Annotated in this window: 12 protein-coding genes; 7 read left to right on the forward strand and 5 right to left on the reverse strand. The window is 56.5% G+C overall.

Features of this window, described 5'->3' with window-relative positions; all coding sequences use genetic code 11:
* Positions 1 to 201: 201 nt before the first annotated feature.
* Positions 202 to 2,544: a mechanosensitive ion channel family protein gene (locus tag QEZ52_RS02655; RefSeq protein WP_406647790.1), complete on the forward strand. Its 2,343-nt coding sequence runs from the start codon at positions 202 to 204 to the stop codon at positions 2,542 to 2,544.
* Positions 2,545 to 2,742: 198 nt separating this feature from the next.
* On the opposite strand, the gene QEZ52_RS02660 is transcribed toward QEZ52_RS02655, so the two are convergent.
* The 4 genes from QEZ52_RS02660 to QEZ52_RS02675 are packed head-to-tail and all read right to left on the reverse strand — an operon-like array spanning position 2,743 to position 8,606.
* Positions 2,743 to 3,897, reverse strand: a complete 1,155-nt coding sequence (locus tag QEZ52_RS02660; protein WP_406647791.1) for an ABC transporter permease — start codon at positions 3,895 to 3,897, stop codon at positions 2,743 to 2,745.
* The gene (locus QEZ52_RS02665; RefSeq protein ID WP_406647792.1) at positions 3,894 to 4,922 is read right to left on the reverse strand and encodes an ABC transporter permease; all 1,029 of its coding nucleotides are present in this window, start codon (positions 4,920 to 4,922) and stop codon (positions 3,894 to 3,896) included. Before QEZ52_RS02665 ends, QEZ52_RS02660 begins: the two co-directional genes overlap by 4 nt.
* Complete coding sequence (locus QEZ52_RS02670; RefSeq protein WP_406647793.1) at positions 4,922 to 6,841, reverse strand: ABC transporter substrate-binding protein; 1,920 nt, start codon at positions 6,839 to 6,841, stop codon at positions 4,922 to 4,924. Before QEZ52_RS02670 ends, QEZ52_RS02665 begins: the two co-directional genes overlap by 1 nt.
* On the reverse strand, positions 6,834 to 8,606 hold the full coding sequence (locus QEZ52_RS02675; RefSeq protein ID WP_406647794.1) for a dipeptide ABC transporter ATP-binding protein: 1,773 nt from the start codon (positions 8,604 to 8,606) through the stop codon (positions 6,834 to 6,836). The genes QEZ52_RS02670 and QEZ52_RS02675 overlap by 8 nt, the downstream gene beginning before the upstream one ends.
* Before the next feature lie 271 nt (positions 8,607 to 8,877).
* On the opposite strand from QEZ52_RS02675, the gene QEZ52_RS02680 reads away from it, so the two are divergent.
* From QEZ52_RS02680 to QEZ52_RS02700, 5 genes are all read left to right on the forward strand, one after another.
* Positions 8,878 to 9,363, forward strand: coding sequence for a class I SAM-dependent methyltransferase (locus QEZ52_RS02680; protein ID WP_406650278.1), 486 nt, complete (start codon positions 8,878 to 8,880; stop codon positions 9,361 to 9,363).
* Positions 9,364 to 9,459: 96 nt separating this feature from the next.
* Positions 9,460 to 10,596: an acetate/propionate family kinase gene (locus QEZ52_RS02685; RefSeq protein ID WP_406647795.1), complete on the forward strand. Its 1,137-nt coding sequence runs from the start codon at positions 9,460 to 9,462 to the stop codon at positions 10,594 to 10,596.
* A 67-nt stretch (positions 10,597 to 10,663) separates the two neighbouring features.
* A complete protein-coding gene (locus tag QEZ52_RS02690; protein ID WP_406647796.1) occupies positions 10,664 to 10,924 on the forward strand; it encodes a DUF1272 domain-containing protein in 261 nt (86 codons plus the stop codon).
* Between the two features lie 129 nt (positions 10,925 to 11,053).
* Positions 11,054 to 11,482 carry a helix-turn-helix domain-containing protein gene (locus tag QEZ52_RS02695; protein WP_406647797.1) on the forward strand — a complete coding sequence of 143 codons (429 nt, stop codon included), beginning with the start codon at positions 11,054 to 11,056 and terminating at the stop codon, positions 11,480 to 11,482.
* A gap of 116 nt (positions 11,483 to 11,598) precedes the next feature.
* On the forward strand, positions 11,599 to 12,198 hold the full coding sequence (locus QEZ52_RS02700) for a L,D-transpeptidase (protein WP_406647798.1): 600 nt from the start codon (positions 11,599 to 11,601) through the stop codon (positions 12,196 to 12,198).
* Between the two features lie 8 nt (positions 12,199 to 12,206).
* Here QEZ52_RS02700 and QEZ52_RS02705 read toward each other — a convergent pair whose 3' ends face one another.
* Positions 12,207 to 13,484 carry an NAD(P)/FAD-dependent oxidoreductase gene (locus QEZ52_RS02705; protein ID WP_406647799.1) on the reverse strand — a complete coding sequence of 426 codons (1,278 nt, stop codon included), beginning with the start codon at positions 13,482 to 13,484 and terminating at the stop codon, positions 12,207 to 12,209.
* Positions 13,485 to 13,604: 120 nt separating this feature from the next.
* Here QEZ52_RS02705 and QEZ52_RS02710 point away from each other — a divergent pair, with 120 nt between their 5' ends.
* Positions 13,605 to 14,510 carry a LysR substrate-binding domain-containing protein gene (locus QEZ52_RS02710; RefSeq protein ID WP_406647800.1) on the forward strand — a complete coding sequence of 302 codons (906 nt, stop codon included), beginning with the start codon at positions 13,605 to 13,607 and terminating at the stop codon, positions 14,508 to 14,510.
* Positions 14,511 to 15,076 lie beyond the last annotated feature (566 nt).

Raw genomic sequence — 15,076 nt, forward strand, 5'->3', positions numbered from 1 at the left:
ATCCGGCCTGCTGGATCCGCCTGTATCAATGTTGTTTCCTGCCTTATCCTGTGTGCCTGAAACTTGCAACGCGATGAGGATCATAACCCCACGCCATCAGGTTGATTTGCCGGGACACGGTCATTTTTTAGCGCGTGAATTGCGCATGTGTGGCAGGTCGAGTAGCTTGCTGTGTAACTTTATCACGGATGTGAAACACTTATGCTGCACTCCCTTTTCCGCCTGCTGTCTCTGTTGGTGTGCCTTTGGGCCATTCCCGTCGCTGTTACGGCCCAGTCGATACCGACCGGTGAAAGCACTTCGGACCTTACTGCCGCTGTACGCGAGGCGGCAGACGCCGGAGTGAGCGTGATTGTCATAGACGGGCAGGGGCAGTTGCTGTCGGGTCCGCCGACGTCCGAGGATGGCGAGGACGAAACGCACGATCCCATGGCTACGGCGTCTCCTTTGATGCAGGCTCAGTCTGAAATTGATGAATTCCGTCACGAGCTCAAATCCAGGCTGGCGGCTTTGCCGTATTCGATATTCGAAGTCCAGTATGTCTTGCGCGAGACCAGCCCTGACGGGCGATTGATGACGTTTGTCGAGGTGGTCGGATGGTGTGTGCTGTTGCTGTTGTTCGGCCGGTGGGTGTCGGTCGAATTGTATGGCAAGCGGATCGCACGGCGGTATGTCGTGTCGAGGATCATGGAGAACCCACAGGGCTATTCCGACAAGATGCCGTTCCTGGTGTTCCGCTTTTTCATGGGGCTGGTTGGAACAATCGTGGCGATGGTATTTGCCTATGTCGCCGGGTACCTCATTTTTGGCGCGGCTGATGAACTGTCAATCGAGTTCACGGTCACGGCAGTCTTTACTGCATTTTTTCTCGCCAGGACTGTTTCGGACATGTGGCGCATGGTTCTGTCGCCATTCCTCAGCCAGTACCGGATTCCGTTTTTCTCGGATCGGGACGCTAAACGCCTGTATATTTGGGCTTCGGCATTGGCGACGTATGACATCGTTACCGTGGTGTTTTCGACGTGGGTTGCCGACTTTGGGCTGAACTACAACGTGTATGCGATGGTCTATGGGGCGACGACGCTGGTTGGATCGTTGCTTAATATTGCGATGATTCTGTTCAACGCCCGTGCAATCACCGGTGCCATGCTGGCAGGGCGTCGGCGCGAAGACGTCTCCTGGGTGGTGCGGGTTCTGACTGTGGCATGGGCACCTTTCTGCATGTTTTATGCCATCTTCGGCTGGCTCGAACTGGCCTTTGATCTGGTTCTGGAACGCCCGGTTTCGGTGCCGTTGATTGCGGGTACCTATATCGTTTTGATGACAATCATCACGGTCTACGGGATCGTTAATTTTGTAATCGAACGCTATTTCAGCCGGTCACGTGAAATTCGGCAAATGAACGAAGAGGCCGAGGCCGTTCGGGACGCGATAGCGTCGGGGGACGTGGACGATCTGGACGCGCTGGATACACCCACCGTTTATCGTCACCCGATTTCATCGTTCGAAGAACTCGCCCGTCGTGCGGCCGGGATCCTGGCCTTTGCCATCGGTCTTTTGGCGTTGCTCAGCATATGGGACCCGGATCTTGCATGGTTGAAAGGAACGTACACCGAGAGGCTGGTGGACGTGATCGTCATCATCTTCATCGGCTATCTCGTCTATCATTTTTTCCGAATTTGGATTGACGGAAAAATCGCCGAAGAAACATCGGATGTGAGCGAAGCAGAATTGGGGGACGAAGGTGGCGCAGCAGGCGCGAGCCGCCTGGCCACTTTGTTGCCCTTGTTTCGCGGTGCAATTCTGGCAATCGTCGTCGTGTCGATCGGCTTGATCGCTCTAATGGAGCTCGGGGTGAATGTCAGTCCGCTGTTTGCCGGTGCCGGTGTTGTCGGTCTGGCAGTCGGGTTCGGATCGCAAACATTGGTGCGAGACATCTTTTCCGGAGCCTTCTTTTTGGTGGATGATGCGTTCCGCAAGGGAGAGTATATCGACATCGGAGATGTCAAAGGAACTGTCGAAAAAATTTCGGTTCGTTCGTTTCAGTTGCGCCACCATCTGGGCGCCCTGCATACAATTCCTTTTGGAGAGATCAAAGTCCTGACCAACTATTCTCGTGACTGGGTGATCATGAAATTACCGCTGCGCGTCACCTATGACACGGATGTGGAAAAAGTGCGAAAGCTGGTCAAGAAGCTGGGGCAGGAGTTGCTGACTGATCCGGTGATTGGGGATAACTTTATTCAGCCGTTGAAATCCCAGGGTGTGATTGAGATGCAGGATTCGGCCATGATCATCCGGGTCAAATTCATGACCAAACCGGGCGATCAATGGTTGGTCCGCAAAAAGGTTTTCCAGGACATTCGTGAGATGTTTGAACGGGAGGGGATCAAGTTTGCTCATCGTGAAGTCACGGTACGTCTGGCTGATGAACAAGCCGAGAAGATGACGCCCAAGCAGAAAGAAGCCGCTGTAGGGGCAGTCCAGGCCGCCATTGATGAAGATATGATGGCGGATTTGAATGAGGGTGGGGATGATCGCTGACCCGTGGCCAAAGCGGCGAAAAATTTTCTAAAATTCTTCCCAAGACTTTTTAAAAGTCTTGGCCCCGCCGAAGACCTGTAATGACCCGCACATCCGCCAAGGCAGGTGTGCGGGTCATTACATTTTGACGCTGTGTCCTGGGTCATATCAACTCGTCTGGAATGGAGAATGCCGTAGAGAAGGCAATCACCACGCCATTTATTGTTGATAAGGATCCAAGCTGTCGCGCAACCCGTCTCCGAGGAAATTGAAAGCCAGGACGATCACGACAATCGGCAACATTGGAATAGCCGTCCAGGGGTAGATTTCGATCGATGCCAGATTCTGGGCATCGTTCAACATCACCCCCCAGCTGACTGCTGGTGCTCGTAAACCGAGCCCCAGGAAGGACAGCGCTGTTTCACCCAGTATCATCGCCGGAATGGATAGAGTTGCAGATGCAATCAGGTGCGACATGAAGTTGGGCAACAGATGTTTACGAATAACCCTGCCTGAACTGGCCCCCATCATTTCGGCGGCTCGTACGTATTCTTCCTCACGAAGTGACAGGAATTTCGCGCGTACCGAACGGGCCAACCCCGGCCAGTCGAGGATTCCCAGAATGACCGAAATGATGAAAAATACTGCGACAGGTGACCAATTGGACGGCACCGCTGCGGACAGGGCCAACCACAACGGCAGTTCTGGAAGGGATCTCAGGATTTCGATCACCCGGTTGATCACCCAATCAATCTTGCCTCCGAAATACCCGGCAACGGATCCAAAGAAGATCCCAAGCACAAAAGACACCGTGATTCCAATCAGCCCCACGGTCAAAGAGAGTTGAGCCCCATACAGGATGCGGCTGAAAACATCGCGCCCCAATCTGTCCGAGCCCCAAAGGAATACCGTTGAATCATCGGACGCGCAAAACAGGTGGGTATCTGATGGGATCAACCCAGCCAGCTTGTATTCCTGGCCTTCGCAGAAGAAGTCGAGCTGGAGCGGACGGTCCAGGTCTGGCACGAATTCCCACTGGAATGTTTCCAGATTGGCTTCACTCTCCACTGGATAGATAAAGGGGCCCAGAAATTCACCATCGTGGAACAAATGCACCGATTGAGGGGGTGAGAACAAATGATCCGGGTGGCGTTCGTTCGGCCCATAAGGGGCAATGAACCCAGCCACCGGCAGCAACAGGTAGCAGATCAACAGGAACAACCCGGAAATCAATCCCAACTTGTGGGATTTGAACTTGCGCCAGATCAGCAGCCAATTCGGCGCATCCAGATCTGCCCGCTCCAGTTGCTGAAGGGACACCTGCGGATCATATGGGGCGTCATCGACATAGCGGCCATCGGGGAGTTTGCTCATGCGTCACGTCCCTCATATCGGATGCGCGGGTCAAGGATCACCAGCAGAACATCTGAGATCATTGTTCCGATCAGCGTTAGAAGGGCCACGAACATCAGAACGAACCCGGACAGGAACATGTCCTGAGATTTCAGCGCCTGTAGCAACGCGGGCCCGATGGTTTGCAGACCCAGCACCACAGACACCAGAACAGAGCCGGACACCATTGACGGCAACAGGTTGCCGATATCCGCGACAAAGGGATTAAAGGCGACACGTAACGGGTATTTGGTCAACATGCGGGATGGCGACAGACCTTTGGCGATGGCGGTTTCCACATAGGGTTTGCCCAGCTCGTCCAACATATTGGCGCGCAGGCGCTGCATCATGGCCGATGCACCGGATGTGCCGATCACAAAGGTTGGAACAATCAGGTGAACGAGAATGGATTTCACCTTGTCCCAGCTCATCGGTTCGCCTTCAAATTGGGGATCCATCAGCCCGCCGATCGGCAGGTCAAAGAGCTTGTGACCATAGTAGAACAGGATCAACGCCAATAGAAAATTGGGCGTCGCAAGCCCCAGATAACCGACAAAGGCAGATGTATAATCGACCCAGCTGCGCGACCGGGCCGCGGCGAGTACGCCCAATGGAAGAGCGACCAGATACACGAACAGGACCGCAGCGAGATTGACCAGAACTGTCAACCACAGGCTGTCTCCGACAATTTCGGATACCGGCCGGTCGAATTCAAAGGACCAGCCGAAATTGCCTTGGATCATGCCCGAGAACCCGTGGGGGCCGGGCATGAAACCCATCCAGATCATATATTGCTGCCACAGGGGGCGGTCGAGCGCATATTCGGTTCGAAGGAATTCGGCCTTGGCAACACCGGCAGATTGCCCCGAGGCCCTCAGTTCCGCGATCTGGTTGGACAGATAATCGCCTGGCGGCAGGTTGATAATGACAAATACCATCACCGACACCACCAGCAGCGTCAGCAGCATGGTTCCAAATCGGTAGATGGCATAACGCAGAATGTCCATCAGCCGTCACCGCCCTCAAAGAAAAACTCGTCCATCCGATGTACACCAAAGTGAGCGCCGGGATCCCAGGCCCACATGCCTGTTTCCGGAATGTTGCGCAAAGTGTTGGACACCACGACGGGCTGTGGCGCTTCGGCCAGGATGCCAATGCCATAGATCTGATCTGCGTGAATCTTCAGCATTTCGGTCCACGCACTTTCACGCTCTGCATCGGTCGAGGCGCGATCCCATTGCAGCGCCAGCTCCATCAGGCGCTGGGCTTCGGGCATGTCGGGTGCTTCGCCGACTTCGCCATCAGTCTGATAGTATTGGCCCCACTTGGGCCAGGCCAGGAATTCCTGATGGCGCGGAGCGAGATAACTGGGTGACGTATATGTTTGGGGGAGACCATTGTCCCAACCGAACCAGACTGACGCCATGGCTGAACCGGAAAACACCCGGTTGCGAAGGATGTCGCGATCCAGTGGCCGTTGAACCAGCTTTACGCCAACGTCGCGCCAGTCATCAGTGATGATTTGAAGGGCGTTTTCGACCTCCTGGCGTTCACCGGCAGTTTCGATCACGAACTCCATCGGGCGTCCGTCGGGCAATTTGCGAATGCCGGCCCCATCCCGGTCCCCCAATCCCGCTTCGTCCAACAGTTTGTTGGCCATGTCGGGATCATAGGCGGCCCAGGCGTCACGATTGGCCTGTTCAAAGAACGGGCTGGCGGGCAAGACCGTCATGGCACCGGGTTTGGCCAGCTTGAAGTACAAAGCCTTGTTGATGGAATCGCGGTTGATGGCCAGGCTGAGCGCCCGCCGAACACGGACATCGCGCAACACATTGCGCCAGACATCGCCCGCAAAGTTCAGGTTGGGATAGATGGCGATTTGCGAGGCAACCCCGGTTTTCCACAGATAGGTCCGATAGTTGCCGCCGTCCTTTTCGCCTTTTCTCAGGATTGGGATATCACGAAAGCCCAGTCCGCGGGCCTGGATTTCAGCCTCTCCAGCGTTGGATTTCGCGGCCACCAAACCGGGCGAGACAATCTCCATTTCGACCACGTCGATATAGGGCAGCTGCAGCCCCTTGGAATCGACGCGATGGTAGTAGGGATTGCGCACGAACAGATGGCGTATCTTTTTGCCCGAGGTCGCGTTCACCCATGGCTGCAAGGTCGGCAGTTCGTGGTTGTCGAACTTGTACATATTGTCGAGTTTGTTGTGCAGGGCGGGCCAGCTTTTGACCCGATAATAATCCACCTCTTCGGCCAGAACGGTTTCGTCGGCGTATTTTGCATGAAAGGTTTTCAGGAAATGCGCTGGCCGATAGATAAAGGGTGGACGCGCCTGTGCCAGGGATTGCAGGAAATTTGGGTTGGGATTGGCCCATTCATAGACCACCGTCTGTGCATCAGGAAAAGAGACCTGGGGCAGTTCGCCTTCGATGCGCAGGAAATCCGGCGGACCGGCGGGGCTCAGCAATGGGCTATTGGCGACGTCTTCCCACCAGTACCTGAAATCTTCAGACGTAAAGGGTGCGCCATCTGACCAGCGATGGCCTGTGCGCAGCTTCAAAGTAAATTTGCGGTTGTCTTCGTTTTCGTAAGAGGCCAGCAGATCCGGACGCAAGATATAGTTTTCATCGTATCCAATCAGGCGGGCATACCCATAGACGACCATTTGGCGGATGTCCTTGGACCGGGTCACCATGGTGTTGAGCGTGCCGCCCTGGATTCCGAACACCCGACCTTTGTCCTCGAGATTCACGACCAGGGGATCTTCTGGAATGCGTTCCTGAACCGGAGGCAGATCACCGCTGTCCACTTCTTCCAGAAAAAACTCACTTTCCTGCATGTGGGGTGCGGCAAACACTGACATCGGAGCCAGAGCGGCTGCCAGCACGAGCGAGGTGATGGATTTGGGAAGATTAAACATGACAACGTACCTTGTGGCCGGGTTCCAGCTCGATCAACGACGGGACGGCAGAGGGGGTAAAGCGGAACTGCTCGGACCAGCTGTCCGGATTTCCGGCACCCAAAGCGACCAGTTTCAAGTTGATGGGGCGGTCAATATCCGGGGTTGGCTGCGCCGCGATCAGCGCCTTGGTGTAGGGGTGTTTGGGGTCGTGGAACAGCGTCTCGGGGCTGCCTTGTTCAATTATCAGCCCCTGTCGCATCACCGCGACTTCGTCAGCAATGCGGGCAACCACAGCCAGATCGTGGCTGATGAACAGATAACTCAATCCCTTGCGGTCCTGAATCTCTTCGAGCAGAGACAGGATCTGTTCCTGTACCGAAACATCCAGCGCCGAAGTGGGTTCGTCGCACACAATCAGCGTGGGGTCCAACATAAGAGCACGGGCAATCGACAAACGCTGCCGCTGACCGCCTGAGAATGCGTGCGGGAAACGCATCAACATGTCCGGGTTCAACCCGACCTGTTGCAGCATCTCGGCGGCCTTGTCCTTTTGTTCTGAGCGGTTGCCGATCTGGTGAATTTCCAATGGCTCGGTCATTGCGCCAAGAACCCGCATTCGGGGGCTAAGCGACGAATAGGGGTCCTGAAACACCATTTGGGCTTCGCGCTGAAACGCGGTTCGTGCGGCGCGATCCATCTGGTGAACGGCAGTGGCCGGAGAATCGGGATGAGGTCGAAACCAGACTTCGCCGCCGGGGTCCGGAGGCTCGGCTCCCAGTGCAATCCGTGCGGCAGTGGTTTTGCCCGACCCGCTTTCGCCGACAATGGCCAGAGTTTTGCCCCGCGGCAACGACAGGTCCACACCACGGCATGCATGAACCTGCGTTTCGGGTTTCCAAGGTGATGCGCTGCGCAGTTTGTACGTCTTGTTGACGGCCTTGAGTTGCAGGATCAGATCTGTGGTCGAGGAATCCACGACTGCGGCTGCGGCATCGGGGATGGATGGAGCCGCGTTGAACAGTTGCTGGGTATAGGCATGGGCAGGAGCGCGCAGAATCGCTTCGGCAGACCCGGACTCCATGATCCGGCCCTTGTGCATCACCACCACCTGTTCGGCCATATTGGCGACCACACCCAGATCGTGGGTTACCAAGATCATCGCCATCCCGGTATCGCGCTGAAGCTCTTTCATCAGTCCGAGCACTTGGGCCTGTGTCGTTACATCAAGTGCCGTGGTGGGTTCATCTGCAATCAGTAAATCGGGCTTGGCCACCATGGCCATGGCGATCATCGCCCGCTGGCGCATCCCCCCTGACAATTCAAAGGGATAGGAACGATACGCCCGTTCCGGATTAGGAAAGCCGACGCGCTCAAAAGTTTCCAGAACGGTTTTCTTGGCTTGGCTTTCGTTCTGGCCGCGATGCAGCCACAGAACTTCGGAAACCTGATTGCCGATCCGGTGCAGCGGCGACAGGGACCGCATGGGTTCCTGGAAAATCATGGAAACCGTGTCACCACGCACCGCACGCATGCGCCGTTCGGTCATGGCGGTTAGATCCTGTTCCCCCTTTGAACCGCGCAGGATTATGCGCCCGGAATGGATTCGCGCAATCCGGGGCAGGATGCGCAGCACAGCCCGGCAGGTGACTGTCTTGCCCGATCCGCTTTCGCCGACCAGGGCCAGAGTTTCACCCGGTTGCACTTCAAAGCTGACGTCGCGAACCACAGGCGCGCCATCGCCAAAACCTATGCTCAGATCTTCGACTGATAAAAGGGGCTGCATTCAGGCACGCCCACCTTTCAGCCGATCCAAATGCATCACGTCTTCATCCCCCAGTTTTTTTCTTACCTTGGCAAGCCGCGCCCATGTTAGTCAAACCCCAATTCCCGTGTTTTTCGGGACTTACGTATGGAAAGCCCGTTTGCGCTGCCTATTAGTGCCGCTTTGTATCATTGAAGTGTGGAATGAAGGTCATACATCTTTTGGCCTACACATTTTTGTTATTCTCTGACATCACCACTGCCATTCCCATTGCCAAGGAGCATGACCCGTGATCACCCGCCTTGATCTGTTCATTGACCGGATGGTGTCCCAGCGCGCCTGTCTGGATTTCGCCATTGCTGAAACCGATGATCTGACCGGACCCGTGTTCGAGCTGGGTCTGGGGAACGGACGCACCTTTCATCACATGCGCGAGAACATTCATGGGCGCGATGTCTACGTGTTCGAGCGCGCGGTTGCATCACATCCGGACAGCACGCCAGCCGAAGAATTGACCATTCTGGGGGATGTGATGGAAACCCTGCCGCAATCGCTGGAGCGGTTTGGTGCAACGGCCAGCCTGATTCACGCGGATCTGGGGGGGCACAATCGTGCCAAGAATGACGTCTTTGCCCGCGCGGTGTCTCCGTTGATCGAGCCGCTTTTGGTACCGGGTGGGTTGATGGTGTCTTCGGACCGGATGTATTTCGACAACATGATTGAACTGCCGTTGCCCGAGGGCGCGGTCGAAGGTCGATGCTTTATTTACAAGAAGTGATGATCTCTGGGGGGCGTGAACTATGTCGGCCTCCCAATCGGGGGCTGGCGTCAATTCTGGATCAACGCGGCTCTCGCAACGGACCAAGGTGACACCATGAACGCAATCCTGACCCTGAACGCTGGTAGTTCGTCGATCAAATTCGCGGTCTACAGTGATGCGCCCGAACCCGAGTTGTTGCAAGTCGGGCAGGTGGAGAACCTGGGGCCCATCGCGCAATTGACGCTGAACCGCTCGGCAGCGCGCCCCATCGGCCCAGCCGATCACGCCAGCGCCCTGCCTGCGATCCTTGAGGCTGTGTCACCGGTGTTGGCGGGGCGCGAACTGGTCGGTGTCGGCCACAGGATCGTGCATGGTGGAAAAAGCTTTGTTGCCCCTGTTGTGTTGGAGGCGGAACAGCTGACCCAATTGGAGGCGCTGGAACCGCTGGCCCCATTGCATCAGCCCCACAATCTGGCCACGGTTCGGGCGGCGCAACGGGCATTTCCCGATGTTCCACAGGTGGGGTGTTTTGATACGGCATTTCACGTCGGGCATCCGATGGTGAATGATGTGTTTGCCCTGCCGCGCCGGTTTTACGAAAAGGGTGTGCGCCGCTATGGGTTCCACGGGTTGAGCTATGATTACATTACCCAGACGCTGCGCCGGGATTATCCGGAACTCGCCGCAGGGCGGGTGGTCGTGGCACATCTGGGGAATGGCGCGTCGATGTGCGCAATTCGCGATGGCCAAAGCATCGGATCGACAATGGGGTTTTCGGCGTTGGATGGCCTGCCGATGGGCACGCGATGCGGTCAGCTGGATCCAGGTGTGTTGCTGTATCTGATGGATCAAGGGCTGAGCCGCGAGGCGATTACTCATATTCTGTACAAGGAAAGCGGGCTGAAGGGGTTGTCGGGGCTGAGCCACGACATGCGCGCGCTATTGGCCAGCGATGATCCGCACGCGGCAGAGGCAATCGACTATTATGTTTTCCGCATCAGGCGTGAATTGGGGGCTATGGCGGCTATTCTGGGCGGCATTGACGGGCTGGTGTTCTGTGGAGGCATTGGAGAAAACGCGGCTCCAATCCGCGCACGTGTGCTGGACGGGATGGAGTTTCTGGGGCTGCATCTGGATGCGTCGGCCAACAGGGCAGGTGGCCCGCTGATCAGTACGGGCCAAGCCCATGCATTGGTTATTCCAACAGATGAAGAGCGGGTTATCGCGCGCGCTGTTGTGCGCCTGTTGTGATCGGGATGGTGTTGGGGGTGGAAGGTGTTACTGTGTCACCCAATCAAAGGCATTCAGGACCCTGACCATGCTCAAGCTCAAGCCGAACTGTGAATGTTGTGATGTCGATCTGGCACCGAACAGCGATCAGGCACGGATCTGCACCTTTGAATGCACATTTTGCAAAGACTGCGCGGATCGACATTTTGACGGGGTTTGCCCGAATTGTGGCGGCAACCTGGTGTCCCGCCCGATCCGTCCCACGGCGCTGTTGCACAAGTTTCCAGCCTCGGCAGAGCGGTTTATCAAAGATCATTCGGCGTGCCGAAAGGCGAGCGATCCAGGGTAGTCGTTTGACGCAACAAAGGGGGTCAACAGCGCAGGTCGGATATCTTTCCGCGTTGCCCACCCCGACCCTGTGGGCCCGCCCAAAGGGCAAGAACCCCACCAGCCCCTGTTCAAAATTGGAGATCCAGACGTGTTCACGATTGGCACCTTGTCCCGAAAAACCGGAACCAAGGTGCAAACCATCCGCTATTACGAACAGATTGGCCTGATGCACGAACCAGGGCGGACTGCGGGCGGCCAGCGCCGCTATGATTCTGCGGATTTGGATCGTCTGGCGTTTATTCGCCATGGACGCCAACTGGGATTTGGGCTGGTGGCCATTCGGGAATTGCTGGATCTGGCTGACAACCCGGATCAGCCCTGTTCGAATGCGGATTCGATTGCCCAGCGGCAATTGGTTCAGGTGCAGCAGCGGTTGCTGCGGTTAAAGGCGCTCGAAAAGGAATTGAAGCGGATGATTGATGACTGCGACGGCCACACGGTCAGCAATTGCCGGGTGCTGGAAGTTCTACGGGATCATTCCGAATGTCTGACGGATCACGACAACATCGGTGAATGAGCCGTCTTTGGGGGGAGCTCACCCAAACGTGAAGCGAATTGGGTTGAAGACAATCGGGCCGATGCCCTGATGATGGTTGGCGATCTACCGAATTCAATAACGATAACGAGCAGGCCATGACATCCCAAAGACTGACGCGCCGAACGGTGCTTTTAACTGGCGCAGCGTATGGCGCTGCTGCCGCACCGTTGCTGGCGCAAACTGGAATAGCCGCCGGTGAACCGGTTGAACCGGCCTTGGCTGCTCCACCGGTGCGCCGAAACATCTCGTCCTTTCGGGCGGCCAATTGGCAGGACCATTTTGACACGCTGAAAGACGGTGCGATCCTGTGCGACATCGACTCGCGCGCGGTTCAATTCTGGTCAGAAGATCAAAGCGTCTACAAGATGTACCCATCAAGCGTTCCGCTGAGCGAGGACCTGACAAAACGCGGCTACACAACCGTCATTCGCAAGGTCGAAGGCCCCAGCTGGCGGCCCACCCCGTCAATGAAGGAACGTAACCCGGAATGGCCGGATTATTGGCCTCCGGGTCCGGACAACCCGCTGGGCACCCACGCGCTTTACCTGTCATGGCAGTATTACCGGGTCCATGGCACCGGCGACACCCGCAAGATTGGTCGCAAATCGTCGAATGGCTGCGTCGGGCTTTACAACGAACATATCGCGGAACTCTTTGCCTTGGCCAAGGTCGGGACGCAGGTGAAACTGTTCTGAAGGCCCGCTTAGAAGCGATCCTTGACCAAATGTGTCAGGGACGCGCCGGTTTCGTAATAGGCCTGGCGGAGTCCGGCGTATGGCAGGTGGTGATGGATGACAGGCGGTACCGGCAAACAGTCGGGATTGCCTGACAGCAGGGACCGGGCCATGCGTTCACCAAATACTGTTCCAGGCCCAATGCCGCGTCCAGAGTATCCAAAGGCCACCAGGGCGGTATCACCCAACGATTGTATCTTGGGCAAATATTCGGCGGTCATGGCAATCCGCCCATACCACGCCTGTCCCAGCTGCAGTCCTGACAGCTGCGGAAACATCCGTTTCAACTTGCGTAGCAACCAGCTGCGATGGATCCCGCTGGCTGGGTGCCCCAGATCGCCCATGGCCCCGATGATCAATCGCCCGGCCTGATCCAGACGCCAGGAAGACATGACCAGCGCTGTGTCCCAGCACCCCTCTTGATTGGGCAGGATGGAATGGCGTTGGGCATGGCTCAGCGGCTCGGTGGCTGCCTGAAAGTAATGCACGGGAATGACACGCGGCGTGATCATGCCTTCAATTGGCAGGGAATAGGCGTTGGTTGCCACAATTAGATTGTGGGCCGTGATCTTGCCCTTTGGGGTGACAACGCACCAGCCATCCGGGGTTTTGGTGACAGAGATCGCAGGTGAATTCTCATGTATATGTGCCCCCGCGTCGACGGCGGCCCGGGCCAGCCCTTTGGCATAAGCCAGCGGTTGGATGGTTCCCGCGCGTGGGTCAAACAACGCACCATACACGCGATCAGATCCGACACGCGCGATGGTTTCGTCCCTTGATAGGAGTTGTACCGGGGCTCCCAGCGCTTTCTGCTGGTCGTATCTATTGGTGAGATCCGTCATGCCTGCAGGAGCATGGGCGCAATGAAGAGTGCCTTTGCGAACTGGCTCACACTGGATGTCATGGTCTGTGATCAATTGATAAACCAGATCCGGCGCAGCGGCGAGCAGTCTGGTCAATTGCAAACCTGTGTCCTCTCCCAACCGGTCTATGATGTCATTGGGCGGCAACCACATTCCGGCATTGACCAGCCCGACGTTGCGCCCTGATCCGCCCCAGCCGATTTCGCGCGCTTCGATGAGCCGGACTTTGGCCCCGTCCTGACCGGCGTGCAGCGCGGCGGACAAACCGGTATAGCCCCCTCCGATGATCGCCAGATCTGCCTTTGCTGATTGGGTCAGCGCAGCGGCGTTCGCGGTTTCGCGGCAAGATTTGTGCCACAGGCTGTCTGACAGTTCCGAAGTCATGGCTTGGTCCAGTTCGTTGAGCGTTCTGATCGCCCGGAAAAGCGGGGCAAAAAGATGCTTTCCACATCTCCACAACTATTCCTATTGAAACAAATTCCAAAAGCCATGAGTAATCATCATATGATAGCACCACGTAGATTGCTTCCTTCGGTTCCCTCCCTGCTTGCGCTCGAAGCTGTGGATCGGCTCGGCAGCGCCTCGGCAGCCGCCGAAGACCTGTCTCTGACCCAAAGCGCGATCAGCCGTCAACTGAAGCAACTGGAAGAACAGATGGAGGTCGAACTGATCTCGCGAGACCAGATGCGGCTCAGGTTGACGCCTGCAGGGTCCGAGTTCGCGCGGGAAGCGCGGTTTCTTCTGTCCCGACTGGCGCAGGCATCGGTCAAGCTGCGCGCCAATCGGGCAGGAACCAGTTTGGACCTGTCGATACTCCCGTCTTTCGGGCTCGGCTGGCTTGCGCCCAGGCTCAGGGACTTTGCCCGACTGCACCCGGATATAACGGTGAATTTGCAGACTCATACGCTGCCGTTTGATTTCGGTACACGGGCGGCTCAGGCAGCCATTCACTATGGCAAACGGGATTGGCCTGATGTGGAGTATGTTCGGTTGATGTCCGAACGGGTCCGGCCCGTGTGTGCGCCGTCGTTGATCGGCGAGGGCGTGTTGCAATCTGCGGACCTTCTGGGAATGCCATTGCTGCATCTTCAGGATCATCCGGATCGCTGGGAGCGATGGTTTGCCCACCAAGGGGTGCAGGCCAAGGATCTCCAGGGGATGTTGTTTGACCAAAGCGTGACCATGACTCAGGCTGCAGTGCATGGATTGGGCGTGGCTTTGCTGTCCACTTTCCAGGCGCAGGAGGAAGTTGACCGAGGGCGCTTGTGCTATGCAACACAGGATGCCGCTGTCGCCATGGGAGACTACTTTCTGGTGTGGCCGCGGGCGGAGACGGGCCAGCAATCTTTGACAGCGTTCCGGACGTGGTTGGTCTCACAGGCTCTTCAGGAGGAAGAGGGCCCCGGGTGACGCTGTGGGGCGACTCGGGGTTTGTTCCCAAAACCGGACTTTCCAAATGGCGAACTGAATGAGTCGAGTCGCGCAAAACCTATATTTGGTATTGGTTTCATTGAGCGCTACCAAATACAGAATGACGACTCGCTGCGCCTCCTCCTGATTTCGAACCGAGTCCTCTGTGGGACCTCGATATTGATGGCATCTCCATTTATACACCCCCTCTAAGACATTGTTATTGTTTATATATTTGTGATTTTTTGAGAAAGTTGTATTTTTTGTAAATTAGGGGTTGCGGGTATGGTGGGTTAACCGTAGAACCCCCCTCACCGGCGGCGCTGAGGCGCACAACGGGACGCCAGACGGAGCGGCGGGGACGGACGGAAGGTTCGGAACTTGAGCGAAGTGAGGCGGAAAGAATTGGGGATAAGTTGAGCGGGCCGCGCTAGGAAGTTTAGCGCAGTCGGTTGATTTTGTCTCTCGGGTTGTCGGGTTTAGGCTTGGTGGTCCAACGTTATTTGACATTGCTAATATCTGAAGAGATATGTGGGCGGTTTGGTTCATTTCGATGGATCAGCCTC

It is taken from the genome of Aliisedimentitalea scapharcae (genome assembly GCF_045277565.1).
GTDB lineage: Bacteria > Pseudomonadota > Alphaproteobacteria > Rhodobacterales > Rhodobacteraceae > Aliisedimentitalea > Aliisedimentitalea scapharcae.